This window comes from Actinoplanes sp. HUAS TT8 (genome assembly GCF_051380535.1).
Classification (GTDB): domain Bacteria; phylum Actinomycetota; class Actinomycetes; order Mycobacteriales; family Micromonosporaceae; genus Actinoplanes.
The window spans coordinates 3,460,153-3,483,480 of record NZ_CP195646.1 but is presented as its reverse complement, the minus strand read 5'-3'; the positions used below and the strand labels follow the sequence as shown (position 1 = coordinate 3,483,480).

The following is a 23,328-nucleotide window of genomic DNA, read 5'->3' as shown; positions in this document are numbered from 1 at the left end:
CTCAGGCGACTCTCAGCCGCTTTCGGCCAGGGCGCGCCGGGCGAATCCGTCGGCCTCGCGGCGCAGCGAGGCCCGCATCATGCCGCCGATCAGCGCCGACGCGACCCCGGACAGGGGGCCGTCGACCTCCAGGACGAGCGTCATCCGGGTGCCGCCACCGTCGGTCTCCAGCAGGTGGCGACCGGTCAGGCGCAGTCCCGGGCGGCGCGTCTCCCAGGTGAACTCCCGCTGCGGCTCCAGGCGGGTCACGGTCCAGACCGCGCTCGCCTGGCCGGGCTGCTTGAGCCGGGCGGTGCTGCCGACCCGGATCTCACCGGTTTCGAGGCGGTCCAGGCGCCGGACGGTCGGCAGGAAGGCCGGCCAGTCCTCGACGTGGACGGTCAGGCGCCAGATCAGCTCGATCGGCGCGTCGATCGGGACGGTCACCTCGTATCGCATGCGGTCAATGTACGACCGTGGACCGGGCGTGGCGAAAGTTTCGAAACGGGGGCGTGACTATCTTGACCAAATGAAGAAACATCTGGACCCTTGTGGGAGCGCTCCCGAATGACCCCCATCAATCCCCAGAAAGGGGAGCCAGACCATGCGAAGAGTCCTCGTCGCGATCTGTGCCGCCCTGCTCGCCGCGACCGGCGCCGTCCTCGCGCTCGGGAACCCGGCCTACGCGGCAACCGGGCTGCACGTCTCCGGCACCGACATCTACGAAGCCAACGGCGCCAAGTTCGTCATGCGCGGCGTCAACCACGCGCACACCTGGTACACCAGCCAGACCAGCTCGTTCGCCAACATCAAGGCCACCGGGGCGAACACCGTCCGGGTGGTGCTCAGCGGCGGACGCTGGACCGCGAACAGCGCCAGTGACGTGGCCAACGTGATCTCCCTGTGCAAGGCCAACAAGCTGATCTGCATCCTCGAGGACCACGACACCACCGGGTACGGCGAGGACAGCGCGGCCTACACGCTCGACCAGGCGGCCAACTACTGGATCAGCCTCAAGAGCGTCCTTCAGGGCCAGGAGGACTACGTCGCCATCAACATCGGCAACGAGCCGATCGGCAACACCAACCCGAGCCAGTGGACCGCCGCCACCGTCGCCGCTGTCAAGAAGATGCGCGACAACGGCTTCCAGCACCTGCTCGTCATCGACGCCCCGAACTGGGGCCAGGACTGGCAGACCGTGATGCGCGACAACGGGCAGGCCGTGCTGGACGCGGACGCCCAGCACAACACCGTGCTGTCCATCCACATGTACTCGGTGTACGCGCAGGCCGCGACCATCACCTCGTACCTGGACGCGTTCAAGGCCAAGGGGTGGCCGCTGATCATCGGCGAGTTCGGCTGGCAGTTCGACTCCAGCCAGGTCGACGACCAGACCGTGCTCTCCGAGGCGGTCAAGCGGGACATCGGCTACATCGGCTGGTCCTGGTCGGGCAACACCGACCCGATCCTGGACCTGGTGCTCAGCTTCGACGTCAACCAGAAGACCACGTGGTACCACCGGCTCTTCGACGGCGTCAACGGCATCACCGCGACGTCCAAGCAGGCGACCATCTACGGCACCGGGGGCACCACGTCCCCGTCCCCCAGCCAGTCGGCGTCGACCAGCCCGTCCTCGTCCCCCTCGGCGTCACCGTCGCAGCCCGCGGGCAAGGCCTGCACCGCGTCCTACGCCATCAGCGGGTCGTGGCCGGGCGGCTTCCAGGGCGACGTCAAGGTGACCGCCGGCAGTTCGGCGATCACCGGGTGGACGGTCACCTGGACGTACGCGAATGGTCAGAAGGTCAGCAACGCCTGGAGCGCGACCGTGACCAGCAGCGGCTCGACGGTCACGGCGAAGAACGTGAGCTACAACGGCAGTCTGGGGGCCGGAGCGAGCACGTCGTTCGGGTTCCTCGGCTCCTGGACCGGCACCAACCCGGTGCCGGCTCTGAGCTGCACCGCGGTCTGAGCACATGAGGGTGGGGGCCGGGCATCACGCCGGCCCCCGTTCCTCAGTGGTTCCTCAGTGGTTCCTCACCAGTTCCTCACTGGGCGAACATCTCCATGAGGTGCTCGGGCGGGCCGTCCGGGCCGAAGATCTGCTCCATGAACTCGGCGCCGTCGGTGGGTTCGGCGCTGCGGGTGAACATCGCCGCCTCGAACTCGGCCAGCGCGGCCTCCACGTCACCCGGATGCGCGGCCAGGGCCCGGCCGAGTTCGGCGCCGTCGAGCATCGCGTTGTTCGCGCCCTCCCCGTCCGGCGCGGCCAGGTGCGCCGCGTCCCCGATCAGCGTCACCCCGGGAACCCGGTCCCACCGGTGCCCGACCGGCAGCGCGAAGATCGGCCGCAGCACCGGCTGCGTGTCACTGTCGGTGATCAGCGAGGTCAGCGCCGGCGCCCAGCCCTCGAACTCGGCGGCGATCCGGGTGGTGACCTCGTCGAAATCCGTGAAGTCGATCGCGGCGAACCAATCAAGAGATCGGGACAGGATCACGTATGTGTGCAGGGTCGCCCCGCGCTCCCGATGCGCGTTGATCGCCCGGTCGTCCGTCCCGGCGGCCAGCGTCCCGCCACCCACGATCGCCGCGGCGGCCGGGTGACGCTCCTCGGCGTCGTACAGGTAGGTCTCGACGAACGACTGGCCCGCGTACTCGGGTTTCGCGCCGGACAGCAGCGGCCGGACCCGCGACCAGGCGCCGTCGGCCCCGACCAGCAGATCGGTGACCTCGGTCGTACCGTCGGCGAAGCTGACCTCGGAGCGTCCGTCGCCGAGCACCCGCACACCGCTGACCTTGCGCCCCCACCGCACGGTGCCCGGCGGCAGCGAGTCCAGCAGCATCTGCCGCAGCTCACCGCGCTGCACCTCGGGCCGCCCGCCGGTGCCGTCGTCGCCCTTGTCGAACAGGATGTTCCCGTCCGGATCGGCGATCCGGAACGCCTGCCGCCCGTCCAGGGCCAGGGCACGGAACTCGTCCATCAGCCCGGCCGCCTCGACGGCGAGCTGCCCGTTGTAGTCGTGGATGTCGAGCATCCCGCCCTGCCCGCGGGCCGTCGGCGACGGCTCGGCCTCGTGGACGACGGACGCGATGCCGTGGACGTGCAGGACGCGGGCCAGGGTGAGTCCGGCCAGGCCGGCTCCGATGATCGTGACGTTCATGGGAGCAAGCCTGGCCGCGGCCCCTGGCACGGTCCTGGCACCGGCCTGCCACGCCCGCACACCACGCTGTCAGTCCGGAACTGATCGGAACCGGGTGTAGCCGTCGATCAGCTCGATCAGGCGCGGACGGCCGAAACTCGGACCGTGGCCGGGCCGGACGACGGTGACCGGCAGTTCCGCCAGGCGCGCCAGCGAGGCCACGTAGTCGGCGATGTCGGCGCCGTGGATCTCGTCGAGCAGCTGCTCGCCCTCGTCCAGGTCGTAGATCACGTCACCGGAGAACAGCGTGCCGTCGGCCGGGTCGAACAGGGCCAGGCTGCCCGGCGTGTGCCCGGGCAGGTGCAGGGCGGTCAGCTCGCGGTCGCCGAGGTCGATCCGATCGCCGTCCGCCAGGGGGCCGGACGCGACCGGGAGCAGCCGGTAGCCGGCCGGGTCGTAGTCCGGGAACGGCCGGGCGGTGATCATCAGGTCCGGCCCGCCGGTCAGGTCCAGGCCCAGGAGGGCGGCCAGGTCCGCGGTGCGCAGCGTGCCCGGCAGCGGATCGCCGACCGGTTCGAGCGGGTGCGCCCGGACGTCGGGGAACTCGGTCGCCGCACCCATGTGGTCCAGGTGGGCGTGGGTGAGGACCAGGATCGGATCACGATCGAAGAGGTACGGCAGTTCCGGGCGCAGCGGCACCACGCCGAGCCCCGCGTCGACGACCAAGTCCCGGTCGCGGCCGCGCAGGTGCCAGATGTTGGCGCGCAGCAGCGGGTGCACGTGCGGCTCGGTGATCACCGTCAGGTCGTCGGTGACACGCGTGGTCTCGTACCAGTTCACGATTCCGGACCCTACTGCCCGCCTGTTAAGGTCGGAGGCGCGCGCCGGGCACGCGCCGAGACCCGCCGGAAGGCTCGAAGCCAGCCCCGCAGTTCCCGGTCGCTGCCGCTCCGCGCCCGTGCGGGTCCGGGCGCCGCTGAGCGAGGTGCCCCGATGAAGACCCTGCCCGACAACCCCAGCCTGGACCACCTGCGCCGCCAGGCCAAGGACCTGCTGACCGGCCTGCGCGACCTCCGCCCGGAGGCGAGCCTGGCCGACGCACAGGCGTCCCTGGCCGAGCAGTACGGATTCCGCACCTGGGCCGACCTCAAGGCCGAAACCGATCGCCGCCAGGACAGCGCCGACGTCTCCTCCCCCGAACTCGCCGCGCGGATCGCCGCCCGGTTCGGCCTCGGCCCGGTGACCGCCCCGATGCGCTCGCTGTCCCGCCCCGACGAGATCGGCCGCCGCTGGGGCCTCGACACCGAACGCGGCCGCTGGACGGCGCGGACCGTCGACGACGTGTACCCGGTCACCGACGGCGAGGCCGACACCCGCTTCCAGGAAGCCGCCGCGACCGCCGGGGTGACCCTGCCCCGCCCGGTCCGCGACGTCGACGGCGCCGTCATCGCCATGATCGACGGCCACCGGTGGCGGATCTACGAACGACTCCGCTCCGGGCCGCCCCTGGCCGCGCCGGTCAGCGCCGCCGTGACCCGCTCGGTCGGCGAGATCCTCGCGACGCTGCACGACCTGCGGATCCCGGCCGCCCGCCTGTGCCCCTGGAGTTCGAGGCGCCTCGGACCGGTCCCCTCGAACCCCGCCCACAACGATCTGGCGGCGATCGGGTCCCGTCCGGCCACCGGCTCACCGATTCTCTGCCACAACAACCTCAATCCCGGCAACGTACGGACGGGAGCCGGCGGCCGGCTGATCGTCACCGGCTGGGAACACGCGGCCGGACTGCCCCCGGCCTGGGAACTCTCATCGGCGCTGGCGAACTGGGCGGTCGACCCCAACGGCGGGGTCAGCGCCGGCGGCGCCCGGGCGCTGGTGGACGGCTATCGGTCACGAGCCGGCTCGGTGCCGCACCTGAACCTGGACACGTTCAGCGGAACGGCGACGGCATTGCTCAACTACGTCTCGGGACAGGTCGAACTGGCGGAGAAGGCCCGTGGCGACGAGGACGTCCGCTTCGCCGAACGCAACGTCCGGCACCTGCTGACGCACCTGCCGTCGCGAGCCACCTTCGAGCACATCCTAGAGGCCGTCCGAGCCTGAACCGGAGTTGTCCACACCGGCCCGTTGTCCACAGGCCAGCGACGTGATCTTGCGATTCCCCGCGATAATTGCAGCTGGGTACGGTTCCCCCCTCTGTGGAGGGTGGGGTCTGCGCTGCGGCAGGCGGGCGGGGGCTGCGCTGCGAGCGGGCGGCAGGGCCGGACGCGGGCCGCGTTGCAGCGGGCCAGGCGCGGCGGGGCTGCTGGCGGCGCGGGCGGACGCGGCTCGGCCGGGACGCAGGCGACGCGGGCAGACGCAGCTCGGCCGGGACGCAGGCGACGCGGGCAGACGCGGCTGGGCAACGGGCGGGTCACCCGCGGGCAGACGACGCTGGGCTCCAGGTGAGCGCGAGGGCGACGGCGAGGGTGAGGGCGACGGCGAGGGTGACGGTGAGGGCCGCACTGCGGCTAGCCTGACCGCATGCAGCCTGGCGAGATCTGGTGGGTCGACGGCGTCCCGGAGTCGCTCGTCGTCCTGCTCACCGCCGGTGACCCGGCCGAGGCGATGCACGTCGTCGCGCCCGCCTCGGACGAGCAGAAGCGCGGTTTCATCGTCCTGACCCCGGAAGAGGCAACCGACGATCATGTACGGGCGCAAGCGCTCGCCCAGCCCGTCGGCGGCGTCGGCATCGAGGTTCCGGTCGGCGACCTGGGCGTTGTCCGGGTGGCGCTTCCCCGGGACGGCCGGATTTTCTGCACCTGGCAGCTCACGGTGCAACGGTCGGCCCTGGTCCGGCGCGCGGGCGTGTTGTCTCCGGAGAGGATGCGCCAGCTCGGCAGCGTTGTCGAGCTGGCGGGCATCATCGGGTGAGGGTCAGCAGCCGTTGCGTGAGCCGCTGACCGCGACGTCGTCGTACCAGAGGGTGTCGGCGCCGTCGCCGTAGCTCTCCCAGCCCAGTTTCAGGTCGGTGAGGGCGGGACGCCAGGTGCGGTTGAGCCACTGGCTGTCGATGTCGTGGGTCGCGACGCCGTCCTCCAGCAGGCCGGGCACCGACGTGCCGTTGAGCCACGTCTCGATCGTGCCGTCCGTCCCGGACACCTTGAACTCGACGCAGTTCCAGGTGTCGACCGGCAGCGGCTTGGACAGGGCGACCCCGGCCGGGCTCTGCTCGGGCAGTGTCGCGTCGTCGGAGGCCCGGTTGAACTGCAGGGCGCCGTTCTGGCCGCCGAAGCGCAGGTCCTTTCCGCCGTCGTTGGCGTCGGTCATGGCGACCGCGGCGACGTGCGCGGCCGGCAGGGCGGTGGTGTGCCGGACCCAGTAGCGGACGTACCACGTGTTCGACACCGCGCTGATCAGGGTGGTGTTGCGGGCGAAGACGTGGTTGCAGTAGCCGGCCGCGCCGGTGATCTTCAGGGAGGTGGAGCCGGTGTGGGCGACCGTGCGGTCGATGGTGGCCGTGCCCGCTCCGGAGCAGTCGGGGCTGGTCACCGCCCACGCGCCGGACGGTGTCGAGCCGGTCTGCGACTCGAAGCCGTCCGACCCCGGCGTTGTCGAAGGATTCGACGGGCTGGTCGAAGGACTGGCCGACACGCCGGCCGACGGACTGCTGGACGGACTGGTGGAGGGGGTGGTCCCTCCGCCGCAGGACACCCCGTTGAAGGTGAACGCGGTCGGGGCGGTGTTGGTCCCCGAGTACGTCCCCTGGAAGCCGAAGCTCGCCGAGGCCCCGGTGGCCAGGGCACCGTTCCATCCCACGTTGGCGGCCGTCGCCGACGTCCCGGACTGCGTGACCACCGCGTTCCAGGCCGAGGTGACCTTCTGGTTGCCGGGGAAGGTCCAGCCCAGCGTCCAGGAGCTGACCGCCGCCCCGAGGTTGGTGACCTTGACGTCGGCCGTGAACCCGGTGTTCCAGCTGTTCGCGGTCCACGTGACGTCGCACGTGGCCGCCGCGGCGTCGGCCCGGCCCAGGGTGGCGACGCTCAGCGCGGCGCCGGCCAGGACCACGGCCGTGAGAACCGGTACGGCCCTCATGAGCACGTCACTCCGCCTAGTTTCACGCTGGCCGGGGCCGACGCCGTACCGTTGGCGGTGAATCCGATCGTGACCGAAGCGCCGGCCGCGAGCGACGGGGAGTAGCTCGGCGCCGCCGCCGTGATCGTGGTGCCGGACTGGGTGACCGTCGCGTTCCAGGCGCTGGCCAGCGTCACGCCGGACGGCCAGGTCCAGGTCACCTGCCACGGGTTGACCGCCGCGCCGCTGGTGTTCTGCACCTTGAGCTGGCCCTGGAAGCCGCCCTGCCAGGCGTTGTCCTGGGCGTAGGTGGCCGTGCAGCCGCCGGTGGTCGTCGGCGTGCTGGCCGAGGTGGACGGGGACGGCGACGGCGAGCTCGGGCCGCCACCACCGGCGACCGGCGCGATCAGGTACGGCTGCAGGATCGCCTGCTTGGCCTGGTTGATCGTGGTCCAGTCGTCGTTGGCGATGCCGCCGGTGTCGCCCGAGTTCGGGTTCCACGACCAGTAGGTGAACGACATGCCGTTCACACCGGTGCCGGTGTAGGCCATCAGGTTCTGCAGCCACACCTTGTCGACGTTGCTGGCCAGGGTGGTGCCGAACTCACCCATCATGATCGGCGCGATGTTCTGCTTGTACAGGTAGCCCCAGTAGTGATCCCAGATCGCCGGCATGTTCGCCGGGAACGTCGGGTCGTCGAACCACGCCTGGTGGTAGACCGACGTCGCGTACTCGTGCGGGGAGTAGACGAGCCGGTTGGCCACGTTCAGACGTACGGGGAAATCTCCTGCCTTGGAAAGGTTGCCGCCCCACCAGCCGCAGTCCTCGTCGTTGCTGGTGTCCCCGTCCCACACGTTGGACAGGCCACCGCTCGGGCAGCTGACCCCCTCCACGAAGATCAGCCAGTTGGGCTGGACCCCGAGGATCGCGTTGCCGGCCCGCTCGGCCGCCAGCCGCCAGTCGCGGGTGGTGTCGCCACAGCCCCAGCACGCCCCGGTCGCGGCCGGGTTGGTGCCCTCGGCGTGCGGCTCGTTGTGCAGGTCGGCGCCGATGACCGTGGTGTTGCCGGCATAGCGCTGGGCGAGCGCTTTCCAATCAGAGATCCAGGTGCTTTCCGGTACGGCGGTGGTGTACCAGAGGGCCGTCTGACCGGCCGAGGTCGGCCGGTGCCGGTCCAGGATGATCCGCATCCCCTTGGTCCCCGCGTAGGCGACGACCTTGTCCAGGATCTGCAGCGGCGACAGCCCCACCAGGTCCGGGTTGACGAAGTCGTTGATGCCGGTCGCGGTAGCCCCGGCCTTGAGCGCGTCGTCGGAGAACGGCACCCGCAGCGTGTTGTAGCCGAGCGACGCCATCGTGTCGATCTGGCCCTTCCACGGGTTGCTGGACCACAGCCCGTGGAACGTCTTGTTGTCGGTCTCCATGCCGAACCAGTTGATCCCGGTCAGCCGGACGGTGGCACCCGTGCTGTCGATGATCTTGTTGCCGCTGGTGTGCAGGTAGCCGGTGCCGGTCCCGCCGGTGGCGGCGTTGGCCGGTTGGGTGCTGCTGAGGACGGCGACCGTGGCCACCGAGGCGGCCAGCGCCACGGCGCCGGCCAGCCATTTACGGACATGCATGAGGGAGCGCTCCTTCGAGGACGGAAGGCAGTTCACGCCATCGTTACATGGGAGCGCTCCCAGTAACAATCTCTGTCGATGTTTTCGCGCCGCCCGGGCGGTCGTCAGAGGGACAGGACGCCGACGGTCTGGCCGCCGCTGAGTTCACCGGTCGGACGGAAGCCGAGCTTCAGGTAGAACGGCTCGGGGCCGCCGGGACGCGGCTCCCAGGTCACGTACATCCGGGGGATCCCCCGGGCGGTCAGCTCGGAGCGGACCGATTCCACCGCGAACCGGCCGTAACCACTGCCCTGCGCGTCGGCGGCGATGTTGAGACGCCACAGGCCCGAGCGGGTCGAGCCGTCCGACCAGGGGATGTCGAGGAAGGCCATGAGGAAGCCGACCGGGCGCGAGCCGTCGTAGATCAGGCGCGGCCAGGCGTGGGCCGGGTACACATACGCCTCGGCCAGTGACTTGACCACGGGCTCGACCAGATCGGCCTGGTCGGGCCGTACCGTGATGGCGAACGCCGTCTCGTAGTTGTCCGGGGTGATCGGTTCGAGTCGCACAGGACGCACCCTAAACGCGCCACGCCACGGTCCGGGATGATTAATCGGCGATCATCGCGGCGGGTAGGCTCGTGCATCGACGGCTCACGGACGGCGTGGGGGCGCGGGCCGTCGTGGACAGCGGAGGGGCATGGAGATGGACGTGCAGGACACTGACTCCGATGACGGCGTCGGGGCGGCACCGTCGGTGGCTCGGCTGCTCCTGGAGCTGCGCGGACGCACCAGGGTCGACGTCAAACCGGCCGGCCGCAGCATTCAGATCCGGCCGCAGGGTCTGCGGAACATCGCGGTGAACATCCACCCCGGTGGGGTGGACATCGCGGTCGCCCGCAGTCAGGCCGACGAGGTCGCGGGCAGCATCTTCGGCGCGACCGTGATCGACCCGGACGACCCGGTGCCGTTCGTGTCGGTCGACGGCAGCCTGATCGACGCGAACTACGACGCGATTCTGGACGCCGCCGTGCAGGCGGTCGAGCTGCGTAAGTCCGGCCCGCCGAAAACCCCGCGGGCCACCGCCACGCGAACCACGGCGACCAAGACGACGACGGCCAAGACGACCCGGGCGACCAAGCCCGCCCCACGGCCCGACCAGCCGATCTGCCCGCGCTGCAAGCAGTACGAACTGCTGGCCAGCGGCGAGTGCCCGTCCGGTTACTGCTGAGGCGTCAGGCGGCGGACGAGCGCGGCCGGTGACATCCCGGCGAACTCGGCCGTCTCCCTGGTGAGGTGAGCCTGATCGGTGTAGCCGGCCCGCACGGCCAGCTCCCCCAGGCTCGCCTCCCCGGCCAGCCGCAGGAAACGGCGGAACCGGAACACCCGGTGCAGGGTCTTCGGCCCGTACCCGACCGCGGCCCCGAACCGCCGGCGCAGCTGCCGTTCGCCCAGGCCCAGCTTGGCGCCGAGCTCGTGCACCCGCAGGTTCGGGTCGCGCAGCAGGCGGGCCGCCTCCACCATCACCGGGTCGGCCGGGCGTTCCTCGGCGAGCCGCCCGGTCAGTGTGACCAGCTCGCGCAGCGCCACCGCGGGCGGGAGATCACCCGGCAGGGTGGCCCGCAGGCCCAGCTCGGACAGGTCGGGGCGCAGGTTCTGCAGCGGGGACAGCGGCAGGCCGAGCACGGTACCGCCCGCGCCGGGTCGCAGGCGCACCCCGACGACATGCCGGCCGCCCGGTCCGGCGTTCGGGACGGGGCCGGTGTCCGGACCGGCCAGGAACGCGCCGCGCCCGCTCTGCCAGATCAGGTCGACACAGCCGTCGGGCAGGATCGGCATCGGCGCCCGGCCCGGCCGCTCGGGAACCGTGCTGCGCCACAGGCACGCGACGGCGTCGCGCAGCGAATCCGGCGGGGCCCACTCGACGTAGGTCATGACCGATTCATACAAGACGTACGGGTGCGGCTGCCATAGCGTCGGGGCATGAGCGCTGATTTCCGTACCGCTGAAAGGTTTTTGCAGGCCGAAGGCCGTCTCCTGGAACGCCGTCTGTTCGACGCGATCTTCGGCGAGGGGTCCCCCGAGGCCGTGGCCGGGGTGCTGCGCGGCTATCGGAACGCCGACGGCGGCTTCGGGCACGGTCTCGAACCGGACAAACGGTGCCCGGCCAGCCTGCCGATCGACGTGGAGGTCGCGTTCCAGTCCCTGGCCGCGGTGAACCACCCGGACCGCGAGCTGCTCGGCCCGGCCTGCGACTTCCTGGCCGGTGTCGCCCGGGGCGGCGCGGTGCCGCTGGCGTTCCCGGTGATCGAGGGGTATCCGCGGGCGGCGCACTGGACGGAATGGACCTACGAACCCGGGGTGAACCCGACCGCCGGGCTGACCGGGCTGCTGTACCAGCTCGGCTTCGAGCATCCGTTCCGCGACGCGGCGACCCGGTACCTGTGGGAGACGATCGAGGCCGGCACGCTGCCCGACGAGACCCACGGGCTCAACGAGGTGCTGAATTTCCTCGCGTACGTGCCGGATCGTGACCGTGCGGCCAAGGCCGCGCCCGCGATCCTGGAGCGGATCACCGCGTCCCCGCTGTTCCAGGCGATGCCGAAACCCGGCGAATACGGCCTGACCCCGTTGCACGTGGCCGCGGCGGCCGACTCGCCGTGGCGGGAACTGTTCGATGACGCTCAGCTCGACGCGCACCTGGAACAGCTGGCCTCGCTGCAGCAGGAGGACGGCGGCTGGCCGATCACGTGGGACCCGCCGAGCCAGGCGTCCCGGCTGGAATGGCGCGGCATCGTGACCCTGCAGGCGACTCGCACGCTGAGGTCGTACGGAAAGATGTAGAGCGATGGACTTCGAGGACGCGATCCACGCCCTGCTGTTCCGCCGCCCCGGCGAGTTCCGGCCGAACAGCACCACGACCCGGCTGGAGCAGGGCGTCTACCACGCCGACTTCCACGACGACCCGGACAACGTCTACCTGGTCACGGTCCGGCAGGTGCCCCGGGTGACGCTGCCGCTGGACGGCCCGGTGGTGGTCGGCGAGGCCGGCGGGGTCCGCGCGCTGCTGGTCAAGGTCGCCCTGGCCAACCACGTCGAGGTGACCCTGGACGCCGAGGACAGCCCCGCGGCCCGGGCCACCGCCGACGAGCGCCGCGCCGCGTGGCTGGCGTGGGCGGAACAACCGGGCGGGGATCCGCCGTCGTGGCCCGGCGAGGTGTTCATGCACTTCCCGATCGCGGTCACCGACGACCTCGGAACCGTCTACCGCTTCACGACCGGGGCCGGCGGCGGTGAGGACACGCCCTGGCGTTCGCATCGGAACTTCCTTCCGGTCCCGCCGCCGCAGGCCCGCCGCCTGACGATCGGTTTCCCGGCCGGCGAGATCGAGCTCGCGCTGCCGTGATTTTCGGTACGAAGCCGGTTGCCGTTCGGTCTCAGGTCGCCGGCAACCGTGCCGATACCAAGGCCCACGAACGGCGGCGACCTGCCCCTGACCGCATAGGAGCGACGATGCTCGCACTCTTCCGCAAAGCCGCTGCCGCCCCCGACACCGACCCCGCCGGCGCCGACCTGGAGCTGCGCGCCGCCCGCGACCGCGCCCTGGCCGGCGACTGGACCCCGGTCCACCGCCTGATCGCCGCCTCCGGCCGGGACTGGGAGTTGCGGGCCCACCGTTTCGCCGTGCTGGCGACCGCCGCCGCCCAGGATCCGCGCTGGCTGCTGGCCTGGGAGGCAGCCATGCCGGGCGACCCGGCGGTGGCCGTCCTGCGCGCCGACACTCTGCTGCGCCAGGCCGCGGCCGCCCGGCACACCAGCCGCGAGCAGTCGGCCCTGGCCGCGCAGGCGACCCAGCGGGCGGCCGACCTCAACCCGGACGACCCGTACCCGTGGGTGGCCCGGATGAACGCCATGTTCGACGACGGCTACCGCCAGGCCGACGACTTCGCCGCGTCCCGCCGCGAGGCGCTGCGCCGCGACCCGCACAACTTCGAGGCCCACCTGTCGGCCATGAGCTTCGCCGCCGCCAAGTGGTACGGCACCCACGACGAGATGTTCACCGCCGCCCGCTCGGCCGCCGCCGCTGCCCCGTCCGGCTCCCCCACCACGATGCTGCCGCTCCTGGCCCACTTCGAATACGCCCGGCGCGAGTTCGGTCCCTCATCAACTTCCCACAAAGCCTATTTCCGCCGTACGGACGTGACCGCCGAAGTCATCTGCTGCGCCGGCAAGTGGCAGGCCCCCGGCCCGGCCCGCCCCACCGGCCGCGGCACCACCGTCCGCCACTGGCTGGCCCTGGCCAACTACCTGTCCGACCAGAACCGCCCGGCCACGAAAACCCTGCTCACCGAGGTCGGCCCGTATTTGGGGAGCACCCCGCCCTACGCCTACTTCTGGCCCACCCAGCCCGAGGGCTTCCACACCGTCCAACGCTGGTCCGGCGCCACCCCCTGACCCACCGCTCGAACGCGCCTCAACCCACCTTCGCTGCCCATCCTCATCCTTCAGGAGGCGGCTCGGCATCACCCGAACCCGTCAGGTCGGCTCCGGGCTCACCCAACTCCACACCGAAAGTCGATTGAGCCTCGGAAACAAATACTTCGCGTGCTTTGGTGGCCGCGGAGCGGGCACCTTCCATCTTCGACGACCTCCGCCGAGTTCGACAGGCGTCGTCGATCAGATCGCAGTATTCCCCCACTGCCAGACGCAGTTGTCGAGCCTTCTTTGCCAATGACTCAGGGCCCATTATGTGCAACGGCGATTCAATCAGGACGAGCTCGCGCCACTCGGTTTCGTAGCTGCTGTGCATCGCCGCCAGTTTGATATGGTCCGTCTTTTCCCCGATCTGAGCCAATAGAGCCCTCCCGTCCTCTTGGATAGTGTCAACTTTGGTCATGAACGCCACACACGCCACACGACCGATCTCGGTAATCTTGCCCTTTCTGTCCCTCAGTTCCCTTTCCTTCTGCTGCTCAGCGGCCAGCTGAGCCGCAACCTCCTGGCTTTTGGCGGCCAGCGCCGCGGTTCTCTCCTGACTTCTCGAGCTGATCCACGACGTCAACGCCGTAATGCTCCCGCCGACAAGCGACCCGAGTACTCCGATGACCCCGACGGTGACCTCACTCCCCATGGAGTCATGGAATCACAGGCCGCCGGCGCCGCAGGGTGGAAAACCTCGGTCAGTGGTCTTCTTCGCCGCGCAGTTTTCGCAGCTTTCGAGCCGCGGCGAAACCGGCCCAGTCCTGGCCGCTGTCGTTGTTCCAGGCACCGCCGTGGGTCGAATTGACCGGTGCCCCGACGTCGCCGAGATGAAAGGCCATCCGGACGACGATCGCCTCGGCCGCTTTCAGCGGAGCGGCCGCCACGGTCTCGCCCAGATAGGCCTCGATAATCGGCACGCCTTTGTCGGAGACGATTCCCGGGAGCCAGCTGAGGTCCGGTTCGATCCGGTCGACCGGTCCGCCCACGGCTTTGGCCTTGGCCCGCCGGATGGCGACCCCGTGCGCATGGTCGCCGGTTCGCCAGCTCTCCTCTTTGCGGACCCGGCCGCGCCATCCGCGAGCGCCCTCTCCGATTCCCAGGTACAGCGCCGGGCAGTGGAGCAGGTCGTCGGCGTCGCCGGGGATGACCCAGGCGTACATGCCGGGCCCGGCGTCGCCGGGCTCCGTCTCCCACGGGGCCGGCTGCCAGAGCAGGCCGAGGAGGCGGAGCCCTTCGGACAGCGCCGCCGGGGTGGCCAGTCGGAGGGTCGCCGAGGCGGTGAGCGGGCGTGCCGCGGCCGGCTCCTCCTGGGAGTGCTCGGGTGTCGTCACGCCCATGAGGATTACCAGAGCGGCCGCCCATCCGGGCGGGAAACTGCCGGCCGGGCGGCTCAGGCGCGCATCACCGTGGCGATCGGGATTCCGGCGGCTCGGATGGCCGGGACGAAGCCGCCCAGAATGCCCGCGACCAGGCCCGCGATCACACCCGAGACGCCGGCCGACCAGGGGAACTCGACGCCCTGCAGGAACGGCTGGGACGGGCCCAGGAAGATCGTCACCGCTTTGAGGGCGGCCACGCTCACCCCGATCGCCGCCACCGCCGTGAACAGGCCGGTGAGCAGGGTTTCGGCCAGGACGATGCCGGCCAGCACGGCCCGGGGTGTGCCGACGGCCCGGCGCAGGGCGAATTCCTCGACGCGTTCGCCGACGGTGGCCAGGCCGACGTTGAGGACGCCGGCCGCGCCGATGATCAGGACCAGGCCGGCCATCGCCAGGAAGATCAGGCGGAGCAGGTTGAGCTCGTCCTTCATCTCCTTGCGGGAGTTGACGACCTGCACCGGCACGTCGGTGGCGCCGAGCGCCTTGAGCTTGGCGACCAGCACCGGCTCGACCGGGGTGGATCCGGCCATGACGACCTGGTTCATGCCGAAACCGTTGGGGTCGGTGAGCCGGGCGAGCGGAAGCCAGTTGGTGAGCTCGTCCAGTCGTACGTAAGCATGGGGTTGGGAATCCCCGTCGTCGACGACACCGATCAGCTGCGGGGTCATGTCGGCGCTGGCCCCGTTGATCCGCATCTCGGCCGGCACGTGGTAGCGCTCGAATCCTTTGGCCGCTTCCATGTTGAGCACGATGCGCGGCGCCAGCATCGGTGTCGTGCTGAAGTCCAGCCATCGGCCGGACTTCGGACGGTACGGCCGGAAGTCGCGCACGTCCCCGGTGAGCGCGGTGATCCCCAGCTCGATCGCCTGTCCTTCGGGCCGGCCCGCGTTCGGGTCGTAGCATCGCCCGGTGGCGTCGCAGATCTGGCTGCCGCCGCCCCAGTCCTGGTCGAACGGGGATCCGCCCTCGTTGATCGGGCGCACCCCGGGTTCGCCGATGATCGCGTGGGTGCCGAGCATGGCGACCGCGTCGGCCCGGCCCTTGACGGTGGCGACGACGGCCTCGCCGGCGCCGGGCAGCGGCTGCACGTCGACGACCTTGGTGCCGTCCTTGCCGACCTGCAGTTCGAGGTCGGCGAGTTGGAGGCGTTCGGCGATGCCGGCGCCGGCCTGGACGACGACCACGGCGAGCACGCCGAGGAACAGGCTCACCATGGAGAGCAGGGTGCGCAGCTTGCGGGCCCGGATGCCCTGCCCGCCGATGATCATGGCCGAGCGCAGCCGGCCGGAGAGGCGCATCATGCCGGTCCTCCGAGACTCGGGAGCTGGGCGGTGGGGCCGTTGACCGACAGGGCCGGGGCCCGTTCGGTGAGGATGCCGGCCTGCAGGTCGAGGATCCGGCCCATCCGGGCGGCGTGGTCGCGGTCGTGGGTGACCAGGATCAGCGCGCATCCGCGGGTGGTCGCCTCCTGCAGCGCGCTGATCACGATGGAGCCGGTCTCGGTGTCGAGGGCGCCGGTCGGTTCGTCGGCGAGCAGGATCCGCGGGTCGCGGACGAGGGCGCGGGCGATCGCCACCCGCTGCTGTTCGCCGCCGGACATCTTGGCCGGCCGGTTCTTGGCCAGGTGTTCGATGCCGACCTGTTCCAGGGCGCGCATGACGCGGGTCCGGCGTTCCCGGCGGGGCAGCCAGCCCTGGCCGTTGATCAGCGCCATCGCCACGTTCTGGGCCGCGGTCAGGTGTTTGAGCAGGAAGAACCGCTGGAACACGAACCCGAAGTGGGAGCTGCGCAGCTTGGCCGCGTGCCGTTCCCGCAGGCGGCTGATGTCGCGCCCGGCCAGCTGGTAGGTCCCGGAGTCGGGCCGGTCGAAGAGCCCGAGCACGCTGAGCAGGGTGCTCTTGCCGGAGCCGGAACGCCCGACGATGGCCACGCTCTCCCCGGCCCGGACGGTCAGGTCGACCCCGTCCAGGATCGTGCGCGGTTCTTTCTGCCCCTTCAGGACCTTGGAGATCCCTTCGAGGCGGATCAGTTCGCTCACTGCGTCGGTTCCGGCGTCGGCAGGTTCGGCCCCGGCACGGCGACCGTCTCGTCGCCCTGGAGACCCTTCTTGATCTCGATGACCTTGCCGTCGGAGATGCCCAGGGTCACGTCGATCGTCTTGCGGGTCTGCCCGTCGCCCACGACCAGGTCGACCTTGCCCTTGCCCTGCGCGCCGGCGACCGCCTCGACCGGCAGGACCAGCACCTTGCTGGCCTTGTCGGTGATCAGCTCGATGGTCACGTCGGCACCGTTGATCAGCTTGACGGTGGCGGCGGGCACGCAGACCAGGCGCAGGCCGGTCGGTTCGGACCCGGTCGGCCCGGAGTCGCCGCCGTTGAGCGCCGGGTCGGGCGCGGTCTGGACCTGGAGGCCGCCGGACGCGTTCGGGGCGGGCGTCGTCGCGGTGGCGGTCGGCTCGGGGACGGTGCCGGCGGGCAGCGCGGCGATCGTGCCGAGGGCGGTGCACTTGAACGGCCCGGGACCGTTTTTGATCTGCGCCTGGACCTGCTGCACGGCGCCGGAGACCCGGTAGGCCTGGGCGCTGTCGATGTCGGCGGTGATCCCGTACCCCGCGTGGGTGGCCGAGACGACCGGCATCCCCTTGGTGACCTGGGCGTGGTCCTCCATGAGGCGGCCCGCGAAGAGCGAGTCGGCCGGGATCTCCACGTGCCAGGGCGTGCCGTCGCGCCAGACGCTGGCCACCCAGACCGGGTGGTCGGCGGCCTTCTTGGGCGGTGTGCGGGTCACCCAGCGCAGTTCGCCGTCGACCGGTGCGACGATCCCGAAGACCGGGTTGATCGTCACCTTGCCGGACAGGCTGATCTTGTTGCTCAGGTCCTGCCGGGTCGGCTTCACGGTGGTGAGAACCGTGCCCCGATCGGCCAGGTCCGGCGTCTCCGCGGTCTCCCCGGCCGACGAACAACCGCCGGCGGCGAGCACCACCACCAGACCCAGTAGGGCATGCCTGCGTGCAACCACCCGAATCCCCCGTCGTCAATGCGTTATGCAGCGCGGCGAAGGGTACCGGACGCCCGCAACCCACAGAAAGATCACAGACTCCGGCCGCTCAACCCCACAAGACCCCCTTTGCGCGTACGGCGTAAGCGGCGCGCGGCTGCGGCCGGATTACCCATACCCGGCCCTCGCCGACGTGGGATCCTTCTGCCCGGACGACGAACAGCACCCGCCCGACGAGACGAAGAGCGTCATGAGCCACCCCCGAACCGACCGCGAACTGCTCGACACCATCAATGGCGTCCCCTGGATCACCGACCTGCTCGCGCTGTTCGACTTCGACGTCTCGCGGCACGCCGCCGGCCCGGTCGAGCCGGTGACGCTGCCCGGCGACGCAGCGCTGGAGATGATCGCCGGGGACGGCTCGGGCGGCGCCTTCTTCCTGGTCGGCTCCGGCGCCGACCGGCCCGTCGTCTACGTCGGCACCGAGGGTGAGGGCGGTTTGGTCGCCCACAGCCTGCGTGACGCCCTGGCCCTGGTCGTCGGACTGCCCAGCCTTCACGATGCGACCGCGATCCCTGTTCACCAGGACAACGGCGCGCGGCTGCTGGCCTACCTGTCGAAGGCCGACGAGTATCTCCGCGAGGACTGGCCCGACCTGGATCAGGACCGCACGCGCCTGCGGGAGACGCTGGACCTGCCGGACGCGTACGAGTTGCTGCCCGGGCTGCACGCGGCCGCCGCCGACAGCCGTTATCGGCCGGTCAACGGGCAGGGCGTTCCCTACCGGGCGATGGTCGACGGGGTTGCTGAGGAGGATCCGGCTCCCCGGCGCTTGTGATCGGGGCGACCTGAGGGTTGCGGTTTGGGTGTAACGAATCTCATGGAGCTGCCGATCTTCAGGAGGTGAGGTCAGACCGGCTGGAAGAGCTGCTCTACGACAGTGAGCGCACCCGAGTCACCCGGATCCGAGAGGCGGACGGCAGCTGGGTCGTCAGCAAGCAACCGCTCGGGCCGGGGGCCGACGAGCGCCTGCGCAACGAGCTGGCCGCGCTGCAGCGGCTGGCGGGCGTGGACGGCACCCCGCAACTGGTCGGGGACGGCACCCTGACGTTGCGGGACATGCCGGCCCGGACGCTGTCCGAGCAGCCCGGGCCGTGGGCGCCGGACCGCCTGGTCGACCTGGCCCAGCGGCTGGCCGGGGTGCTGGCCGGCATTCACCGGCACGGCGTGATCCACCGGGACGTCAGTCCGGCCAACGTGCTGGTCACCGACGCCGGCGAGCCGATCCTGATCGACTTCGAGCTGGCCGCGCTGACCGTTCAGGATCATCACACCGAGGTGCCCGAGGACGGTCTGGCCGGCACGCTGCCGTATCTGGCGCCGGAGCAGACCGGGCGCACCGGACGGCCCGTGGACCATCGCGCCGATCTGTACGCGCTCGGCGCCACCCTGTACGAGCTGGCCACCGGTGCCCCGCCGTTCGGCCGTGACCGCGATCCGCTGAGCCTGATCCACGACCACCTGGCCCGCGTGCCGGTCCCGCCGGTGGAGGTGAATCCGCAGGTCCCGGCCATGCTGTCCGAGATGATCATGCGGTTGTTGCAGAAGGAACCGGACCGGCGCTACCAGAGTGCCGAGGGGCTGGCCCACGACCTGACGCTGCTGCGGCTGGGCGGGCTCACCACGCTCGGCAGCCGCGACTTCCCGCTGCGGCTGACCCCGCCGGCCCGGCTGATCGGCCGGGACGCGCCATTGGCCGCGCTGCGTCAGCTGCTGGCCGGGGTGACCGGCGGGCACAGCGCGCTCGCCCTGGTCACCGGGCCGCCCGGGGTGGGCAAGACGTCGCTGGTCGACCGGTTGCGCCCGGCCGTGGCCGAGGCCGGTGGGCGGTTCGTCGCCGGGAAGTTCGACCAGTTCCGGCACGACGTGGGTGGCGATGCCGTACGGGAAGCCTTCGATCTCCTCGGTTCTCAGCTGCTGTCGGAATCCGATGAGGTGGTGGCTGAGCTCCGGGCCCGGCTGCGGGACGCCCTCGGGCCCAACACCGGCCTGGTCGGCACCATGATGCCGCCCTTTCGGGCGCTGCTCGGGGTGGAGACCGAGGAGCCGCTCACCGAGGATCCGCGGGGGCTGTTCGCGCGGCTGCGGCTGGCCGTGCTCACGGTGCTGCGGACCATCGCCGGCGGCGACAGCCCGGTGGTCTTCTTCCTCGACGACCTGCAGTGGGCGGCCGGTGCCGCGTTCCGGTTCCTGGACGACGTGCTCGACCAGGAGGACCTGCCCGGCCTGCTGGTGCTCGGCGCCTACCGCGAGGAGGAGGTCGACGAGGCCCATCCGCTGACCGCGGTGCTGGCCCGGCTGCACCGCGAGCGCGGCGAGGCGGGCGAGATCCGCCTGGCCAACCTCGGGCCGGACGACCTGCCGCTGCTCGTCGCCGAGATGCTGCGGCTTCCCGTGGCCGACGCCGAGCCCCTGGCCACGGTGCTGGCCGAGCGGACCGGCGGCAACCCGTTCGACACGGTCGAGCTGATCAACGCGCTGCGCCGGGAGGGCGTGCTGGTCCCGGAGGGTTCCGGCTGGCGGTGGGACGAGGCGACGGTACGGCGGTTCGTCGGCCACGGCGACGTGATCGCGCTGCTCGGCGCCCGGATCGCGGCGCTGCCGGCCGAGGCCCGGGACATGCTCGACGCGATGGCCGGGCTGGGCGGCGAGGTCGACCTCGACCTGCTGCGGGTGGCGTCCGGGCGCGGCGCCGAGGAGATCACCGCGGCCCTGCGACCGGCCGTCGACGACGGTCTCGTGGCCGTGGACGCGAACGCCGCGCGGTTCCGGCACGACCGGGTTCACCAGGCCGCCTTCGGGCGTCTCGACGCCGGCGAGCGGGCCCGGCTGAGCCTCACCCGGGCGCGGCGGCTGGCCGCGGATCCGGCGCACGCCCTGGCCGCGGCGCCACAGTATCTGGCCGCGGGGCCGGCCATGGCCGTACCGGAAATCGCTCTTCCGGAGGAGAAGCGGACCGCGACCGCGCTGATGCGGCGAGCGGCCGGAGCCGCGCGGCTCGTCGCCAACCATGCGGCGGCCGAGGTCTATCTCGCGGCGTCGCTCAAGCTTCTGGACAAAAACGATGCGGCGTACGACGACACGCGGGCGGAATGGCACGGCGCGCTCTGCGCCCTCGGCCGGTTCGACGACGCCGACCGGGAGTTCGCCGAGCTCAGCACTGGTGACCACGACCCGGTGTGGTTCGCCGGGCCGGTCGCCGAGCAGATCGGCGCGCTCACCAACCGGCGCATGCTGGCCGAGGCCCTGGCGCTCGGGCTGGATCTGCTCGGCGCGCTCGACGTCGACGTGCCCGCCCCGGACGCGATGGGCCCGGCGATCGGTCAGGGGCTGGCCACGTTCTACGCCTGGCTGGCCAACTACGGCGACGACGAGAGCCACCCGGAGCTGACCGACGAGCGGCTGCTGTCCGTCGCACACCTGCTGAACCGGATGACCCCGGCCGCGTTCTTCGCCGACCAGCAGATGATGGCCTGGCTGGTCGCGCAGGCGGGCCGGATGTGGGCCGGGCACGGCGTGTGCGCGGCGCTGACCGGCACGCTCGGCAACCTCGGCGTGATCACGATCGCCAGCGGCGGCGAGTACCGGGCCGCCTACGACGCGCTGCGGGTGATCATCGCGGCCGGTGAGAAGCACGGCTACGAGCCGGAGGTGTCGCAGGTCAAGTTCCTGCACGCCCTGGCCGGGGTGCCCTGGTTCGAGCCGCTGGAGAACGGTGTGCGGCTGGCCCACCAGGCCCGCGACGGACTGTTGCGCGGCGGGGATCTGCGCAGCGCGTTCTACACGTACTACGCGTCGGTGCCGCAGACGCTGGGCAGCGCGCCGCACCTGGAGGCGTTCGCGAAGGAGTCCGAGGCGGCCGAGGCGTTCGGGCAGCGGATCGGCGCCGACTTCGAGACGTCGATGTTCGTGGTCGGGCAGCGCCTGGTGCGGGTGCTGCGCGGCGAGGAGAGCGCGAGCGTCCCCCTGGGCGACGCCGCGACGCTGACCGGGAACGAGGCGGCCCAGGCGTTCCTGTCGGCGGCCCAGGCCCTGTGCTCGGCGCTGTTCGGCGACGACGACGCCCTGGCCGTCACCAGCGCCACCGCGATCGGCCTGCTGCCGGCCATCCCCGGCGTGTACCTGCAGGCCCCGGCCCACATGATGGCCGTGCTGGGCGCCGCCGTCCGGATCCGGCGCAGTGCGGGCGCCGAGCGGGACACGGCCCTGGCCGATCTCGACCGGAGCCGGGACTTTTTGGCCGCCCGTGCGCTGGACCAGCCGGGCAACTTCCGGCACCTGCACCGGTTCGCCGAGGCGACCCGCGCCGCCGCGCTGGGCGACTTCGCGGCGGCCGCGCTCGCCTACGACGCGGCCATGCAGGACGCGTCGGCCACCGGCCGGTCCTGGCACGCGCCGCTGATCGCCGAGCGGGCCGCCCAGTTCTACCTGGCCGGCGGCCTCGACCACGTCGGGGACCGGCTCCTCGCCGAGGCCGTTCAGGGCTACACCCGGTGGGGTGCGATCGGCAAGGTCCACGAGCTCAAACGCGCCTACCCGTCGCTCGGTTCGGCCGTGTCCGGGCTGGCCGCGCCGAGGAGCAGCACGATCGACAGCAGTCACAGCATCAACCTGTCGACCGAGGTGATCGACCTGATGGCGGTCCTCGAGGCAGCCCGGGTGCTCAGCTCCGAGACCGACCTGGACCGCCTGCGCCGCCGGGTGCAGCACGTGCTCAAGGCGATGACCGGGGCCACCGCCGTACGGGTGGTGCTCTGGGACACCACCGCCGGCGGCTGGGTGTACGAGGACGAGGGCGGCCTGCCGCTGACCGCGATCCGCTACGCCGAACGGACCCGCGAACCGCTGCTGGTCGACGACGTCACCCTGGACGGGCGGGTGTCGCGCGACCCGTACCTGACCGGCCTCGACCACTGCTCGCTGCTGGTCGTGCCGGTGCTCAGCCAGGGGCAGCCCCGGGCGATGCTGGTGCTGGAGAACCGGCTGACCCGGCGCGCGTTCTCGGCCGGCCGTCTCGACGCCGTCCAGCTGATCGCCGGGCAGCTCACCGTCTCGCTGGAGAACGCGCAGGTCTACGCGTCCCTCGAACAGAAGGTGGCCGAACGCACCGAGGCCCTGGCCGAGGCCAACCGCCGCCTCGAACTGCTCACCGTCACCGACCCGCTGACCGGCCTGCCCAACCGGCGCAAGCTCAACGCGTTCCTGCACGCCGAATGGCTGCGCTCGATGCGGTCACGGGAGCCGATCGGCGTCGCCATGGTCGACATCGACAACTTCAAGAAGTACAACGACCACTACGGTCACCAGGGCGGCGACAACTGCCTGCGGCTGGTCGCCGAGGCGCTGCGCGACAGCGTCCGGGTCACCGACCTGGTCGCCCGCTACGGCGGCGAGGAGTTCTGCATCGTCATGCCCGGCGCCGGCGAGGAGAACTCGCTGATGGTCGCCGAACGGGCCTGCCGGGCGGTGGCCCGCCTGCGCGAGCCGCACGAACTCGGCGACCACGGCATCGTCACGGTCAGCATCGGCGTCACGTCGGCCACCCCGGCCGGCGCGGCCGCCCCCGAACAGCTGACCAAGCTTGCCGACGAGGCCCTCTACGAGGCGAAACGGGCCGGGCGTAACCGGGTGGTCAGCGGGTGATGCG

At 71.3% G+C, this 23,328-nt stretch carries 21 protein-coding genes; 9 read left to right on the top strand and 12 right to left on the bottom strand.

The window, feature by feature from the left end:
- Nucleotides 1-12 precede the first annotated feature (12 nt).
- A complete protein-coding gene (locus ACSHV8_RS15595; RefSeq protein WP_436533633.1) occupies nt 13-438 on the bottom strand; it encodes an SRPBCC family protein in 426 nt (141 codons plus the stop codon).
- Nucleotides 439-583: 145 nt separating this feature from the next.
- Here ACSHV8_RS15595 and ACSHV8_RS15590 point away from each other — a divergent pair, with 145 nt between their 5' ends.
- Nucleotides 584-1,948 carry a cellulase family glycosylhydrolase gene (locus ACSHV8_RS15590; RefSeq protein ID WP_436533631.1) on the top strand — a complete coding sequence of 455 codons (1,365 nt, stop codon included), beginning with the start codon at nt 584-586 and terminating at the stop codon, nt 1,946-1,948.
- 76 nt (nt 1,949-2,024) lie between these two features.
- Here the strand turns inward: ACSHV8_RS15590 and ACSHV8_RS15585 are convergent, their stop codons facing one another.
- Nucleotides 2,025-3,137, bottom strand: coding sequence for an FAD-dependent oxidoreductase (locus ACSHV8_RS15585; protein ID WP_436533629.1), 1,113 nt, complete (start codon nt 3,135-3,137; stop codon nt 2,025-2,027).
- Nucleotides 3,138-3,206: 69 nt separating this feature from the next.
- Nucleotides 3,207-3,956, bottom strand: a complete 750-nt coding sequence (locus ACSHV8_RS15580) for an MBL fold metallo-hydrolase (RefSeq protein WP_436533628.1) — start codon at nt 3,954-3,956, stop codon at nt 3,207-3,209.
- A gap of 153 nt (nt 3,957-4,109) precedes the next feature.
- On the opposite strand from ACSHV8_RS15580, the gene ACSHV8_RS15575 reads away from it, so the two are divergent.
- Entirely contained in the window at nt 4,110-5,216 is a 1,107-nt protein-coding gene (locus ACSHV8_RS15575) for a phosphotransferase enzyme family protein (protein ID WP_436533626.1), read from the top strand.
- Nucleotides 5,217-5,636: 420 nt separating this feature from the next.
- Nucleotides 5,637-6,026, top strand: a complete 390-nt coding sequence (locus ACSHV8_RS15570; RefSeq protein ID WP_436533624.1) for a hypothetical protein — start codon at nt 5,637-5,639, stop codon at nt 6,024-6,026.
- 3 nt (nt 6,027-6,029) lie between these two features.
- On the opposite strand, the gene ACSHV8_RS15565 is transcribed toward ACSHV8_RS15570, so the two are convergent.
- The 3 genes from ACSHV8_RS15565 to ACSHV8_RS15555 all read right to left on the bottom strand — a co-directional run bounded on the left by ACSHV8_RS15565 (nt 6,030) and on the right by ACSHV8_RS15555 (nt 9,333).
- Entirely contained in the window at nt 6,030-7,187 is a 1,158-nt protein-coding gene (locus ACSHV8_RS15565; RefSeq protein ID WP_436533623.1) for a cellulose-binding domain-containing protein, read from the bottom strand.
- Nucleotides 7,184-8,785 carry a cellulase family glycosylhydrolase gene (locus ACSHV8_RS15560; protein WP_436533621.1) on the bottom strand — a complete coding sequence of 534 codons (1,602 nt, stop codon included), beginning with the start codon at nt 8,783-8,785 and terminating at the stop codon, nt 7,184-7,186. Before ACSHV8_RS15560 ends, ACSHV8_RS15565 begins: the two co-directional genes overlap by 4 nt.
- A 104-nt stretch (nt 8,786-8,889) precedes the next feature.
- Complete coding sequence (locus ACSHV8_RS15555; RefSeq protein WP_436533619.1) at nt 8,890-9,333, bottom strand: GNAT family N-acetyltransferase; 444 nt, start codon at nt 9,331-9,333, stop codon at nt 8,890-8,892.
- Nucleotides 9,334-9,475: 142 nt separating this feature from the next.
- On the opposite strand from ACSHV8_RS15555, the gene ACSHV8_RS15550 reads away from it, so the two are divergent.
- Nucleotides 9,476-9,994: a hypothetical protein gene (locus tag ACSHV8_RS15550; protein ID WP_436533617.1), complete on the top strand. Its 519-nt coding sequence runs from the start codon at nt 9,476-9,478 to the stop codon at nt 9,992-9,994.
- Here ACSHV8_RS15550 and ACSHV8_RS15545 read toward each other — a convergent pair.
- A complete protein-coding gene (locus tag ACSHV8_RS15545) occupies nt 9,985-10,698 on the bottom strand; it encodes a DUF6597 domain-containing transcriptional factor (RefSeq protein ID WP_436533615.1) in 714 nt (237 codons plus the stop codon). The two genes, ACSHV8_RS15550 and ACSHV8_RS15545, sit on opposite strands and share 10 nt — an antisense overlap.
- Before the next feature lie 48 nt (nt 10,699-10,746).
- Between ACSHV8_RS15545 and ACSHV8_RS15540 the strand changes: the two genes are divergently transcribed.
- From ACSHV8_RS15540 to ACSHV8_RS15530, 3 genes are all read left to right on the top strand, one after another.
- The gene (locus ACSHV8_RS15540; RefSeq protein ID WP_436533613.1) at nt 10,747-11,607 is read left to right on the top strand and encodes a hypothetical protein; all 861 of its coding nucleotides are present in this window, start codon (nt 10,747-10,749) and stop codon (nt 11,605-11,607) included.
- Nucleotides 11,608-11,611: 4 nt separating this feature from the next.
- A complete protein-coding gene (locus ACSHV8_RS15535) occupies nt 11,612-12,169 on the top strand; it encodes a hypothetical protein (RefSeq protein ID WP_436533611.1) in 558 nt (185 codons plus the stop codon).
- Nucleotides 12,170-12,276: 107 nt separating this feature from the next.
- On the top strand, nt 12,277-13,218 hold the full coding sequence (locus tag ACSHV8_RS15530) for a hypothetical protein (protein WP_436533609.1): 942 nt from the start codon (nt 12,277-12,279) through the stop codon (nt 13,216-13,218).
- Between the two features lie 43 nt (nt 13,219-13,261).
- Here ACSHV8_RS15530 and ACSHV8_RS15525 read toward each other — a convergent pair whose 3' ends face one another.
- From ACSHV8_RS15525 to ACSHV8_RS15505, 5 genes are read right to left on the bottom strand one after another with little or no spacing between them, the layout of a single operon-like run.
- Entirely contained in the window at nt 13,262-13,894 is a 633-nt protein-coding gene (locus ACSHV8_RS15525) for a hypothetical protein (protein ID WP_436533607.1), read from the bottom strand.
- Nucleotides 13,895-13,943: 49 nt separating this feature from the next.
- Nucleotides 13,944-14,576, bottom strand: a complete 633-nt coding sequence (locus ACSHV8_RS15520; protein ID WP_436533606.1) for a hypothetical protein — start codon at nt 14,574-14,576, stop codon at nt 13,944-13,946.
- Between the two features lie 59 nt (nt 14,577-14,635).
- Nucleotides 14,636-15,925 carry an ABC transporter permease gene (locus ACSHV8_RS15515; protein WP_436533604.1) on the bottom strand — a complete coding sequence of 430 codons (1,290 nt, stop codon included), beginning with the start codon at nt 15,923-15,925 and terminating at the stop codon, nt 14,636-14,638.
- Nucleotides 15,922-16,662: an ABC transporter ATP-binding protein gene (locus ACSHV8_RS15510; protein WP_436533602.1), complete on the bottom strand. Its 741-nt coding sequence runs from the start codon at nt 16,660-16,662 to the stop codon at nt 15,922-15,924. The genes ACSHV8_RS15515 and ACSHV8_RS15510 overlap by 4 nt, the downstream gene beginning before the upstream one ends.
- Entirely contained in the window at nt 16,659-17,642 is a 984-nt protein-coding gene (locus ACSHV8_RS15505) for an efflux RND transporter periplasmic adaptor subunit (RefSeq protein WP_436533600.1), read from the bottom strand. Before ACSHV8_RS15505 ends, ACSHV8_RS15510 begins: the two co-directional genes overlap by 4 nt.
- Nucleotides 17,643-17,871: 229 nt before the next feature.
- On the opposite strand from ACSHV8_RS15505, the gene ACSHV8_RS15500 reads away from it, so the two are divergent.
- Entirely contained in the window at nt 17,872-18,459 is a 588-nt protein-coding gene (locus tag ACSHV8_RS15500) for a hypothetical protein (RefSeq protein ID WP_436533599.1), read from the top strand.
- A 65-nt stretch (nt 18,460-18,524) separates the two neighbouring features.
- Nucleotides 18,525-23,324, top strand: coding sequence for a diguanylate cyclase (locus ACSHV8_RS15495; protein ID WP_436533597.1), 4,800 nt, complete (start codon nt 18,525-18,527; stop codon nt 23,322-23,324).
- Nucleotides 23,325-23,328 lie beyond the last annotated feature (4 nt).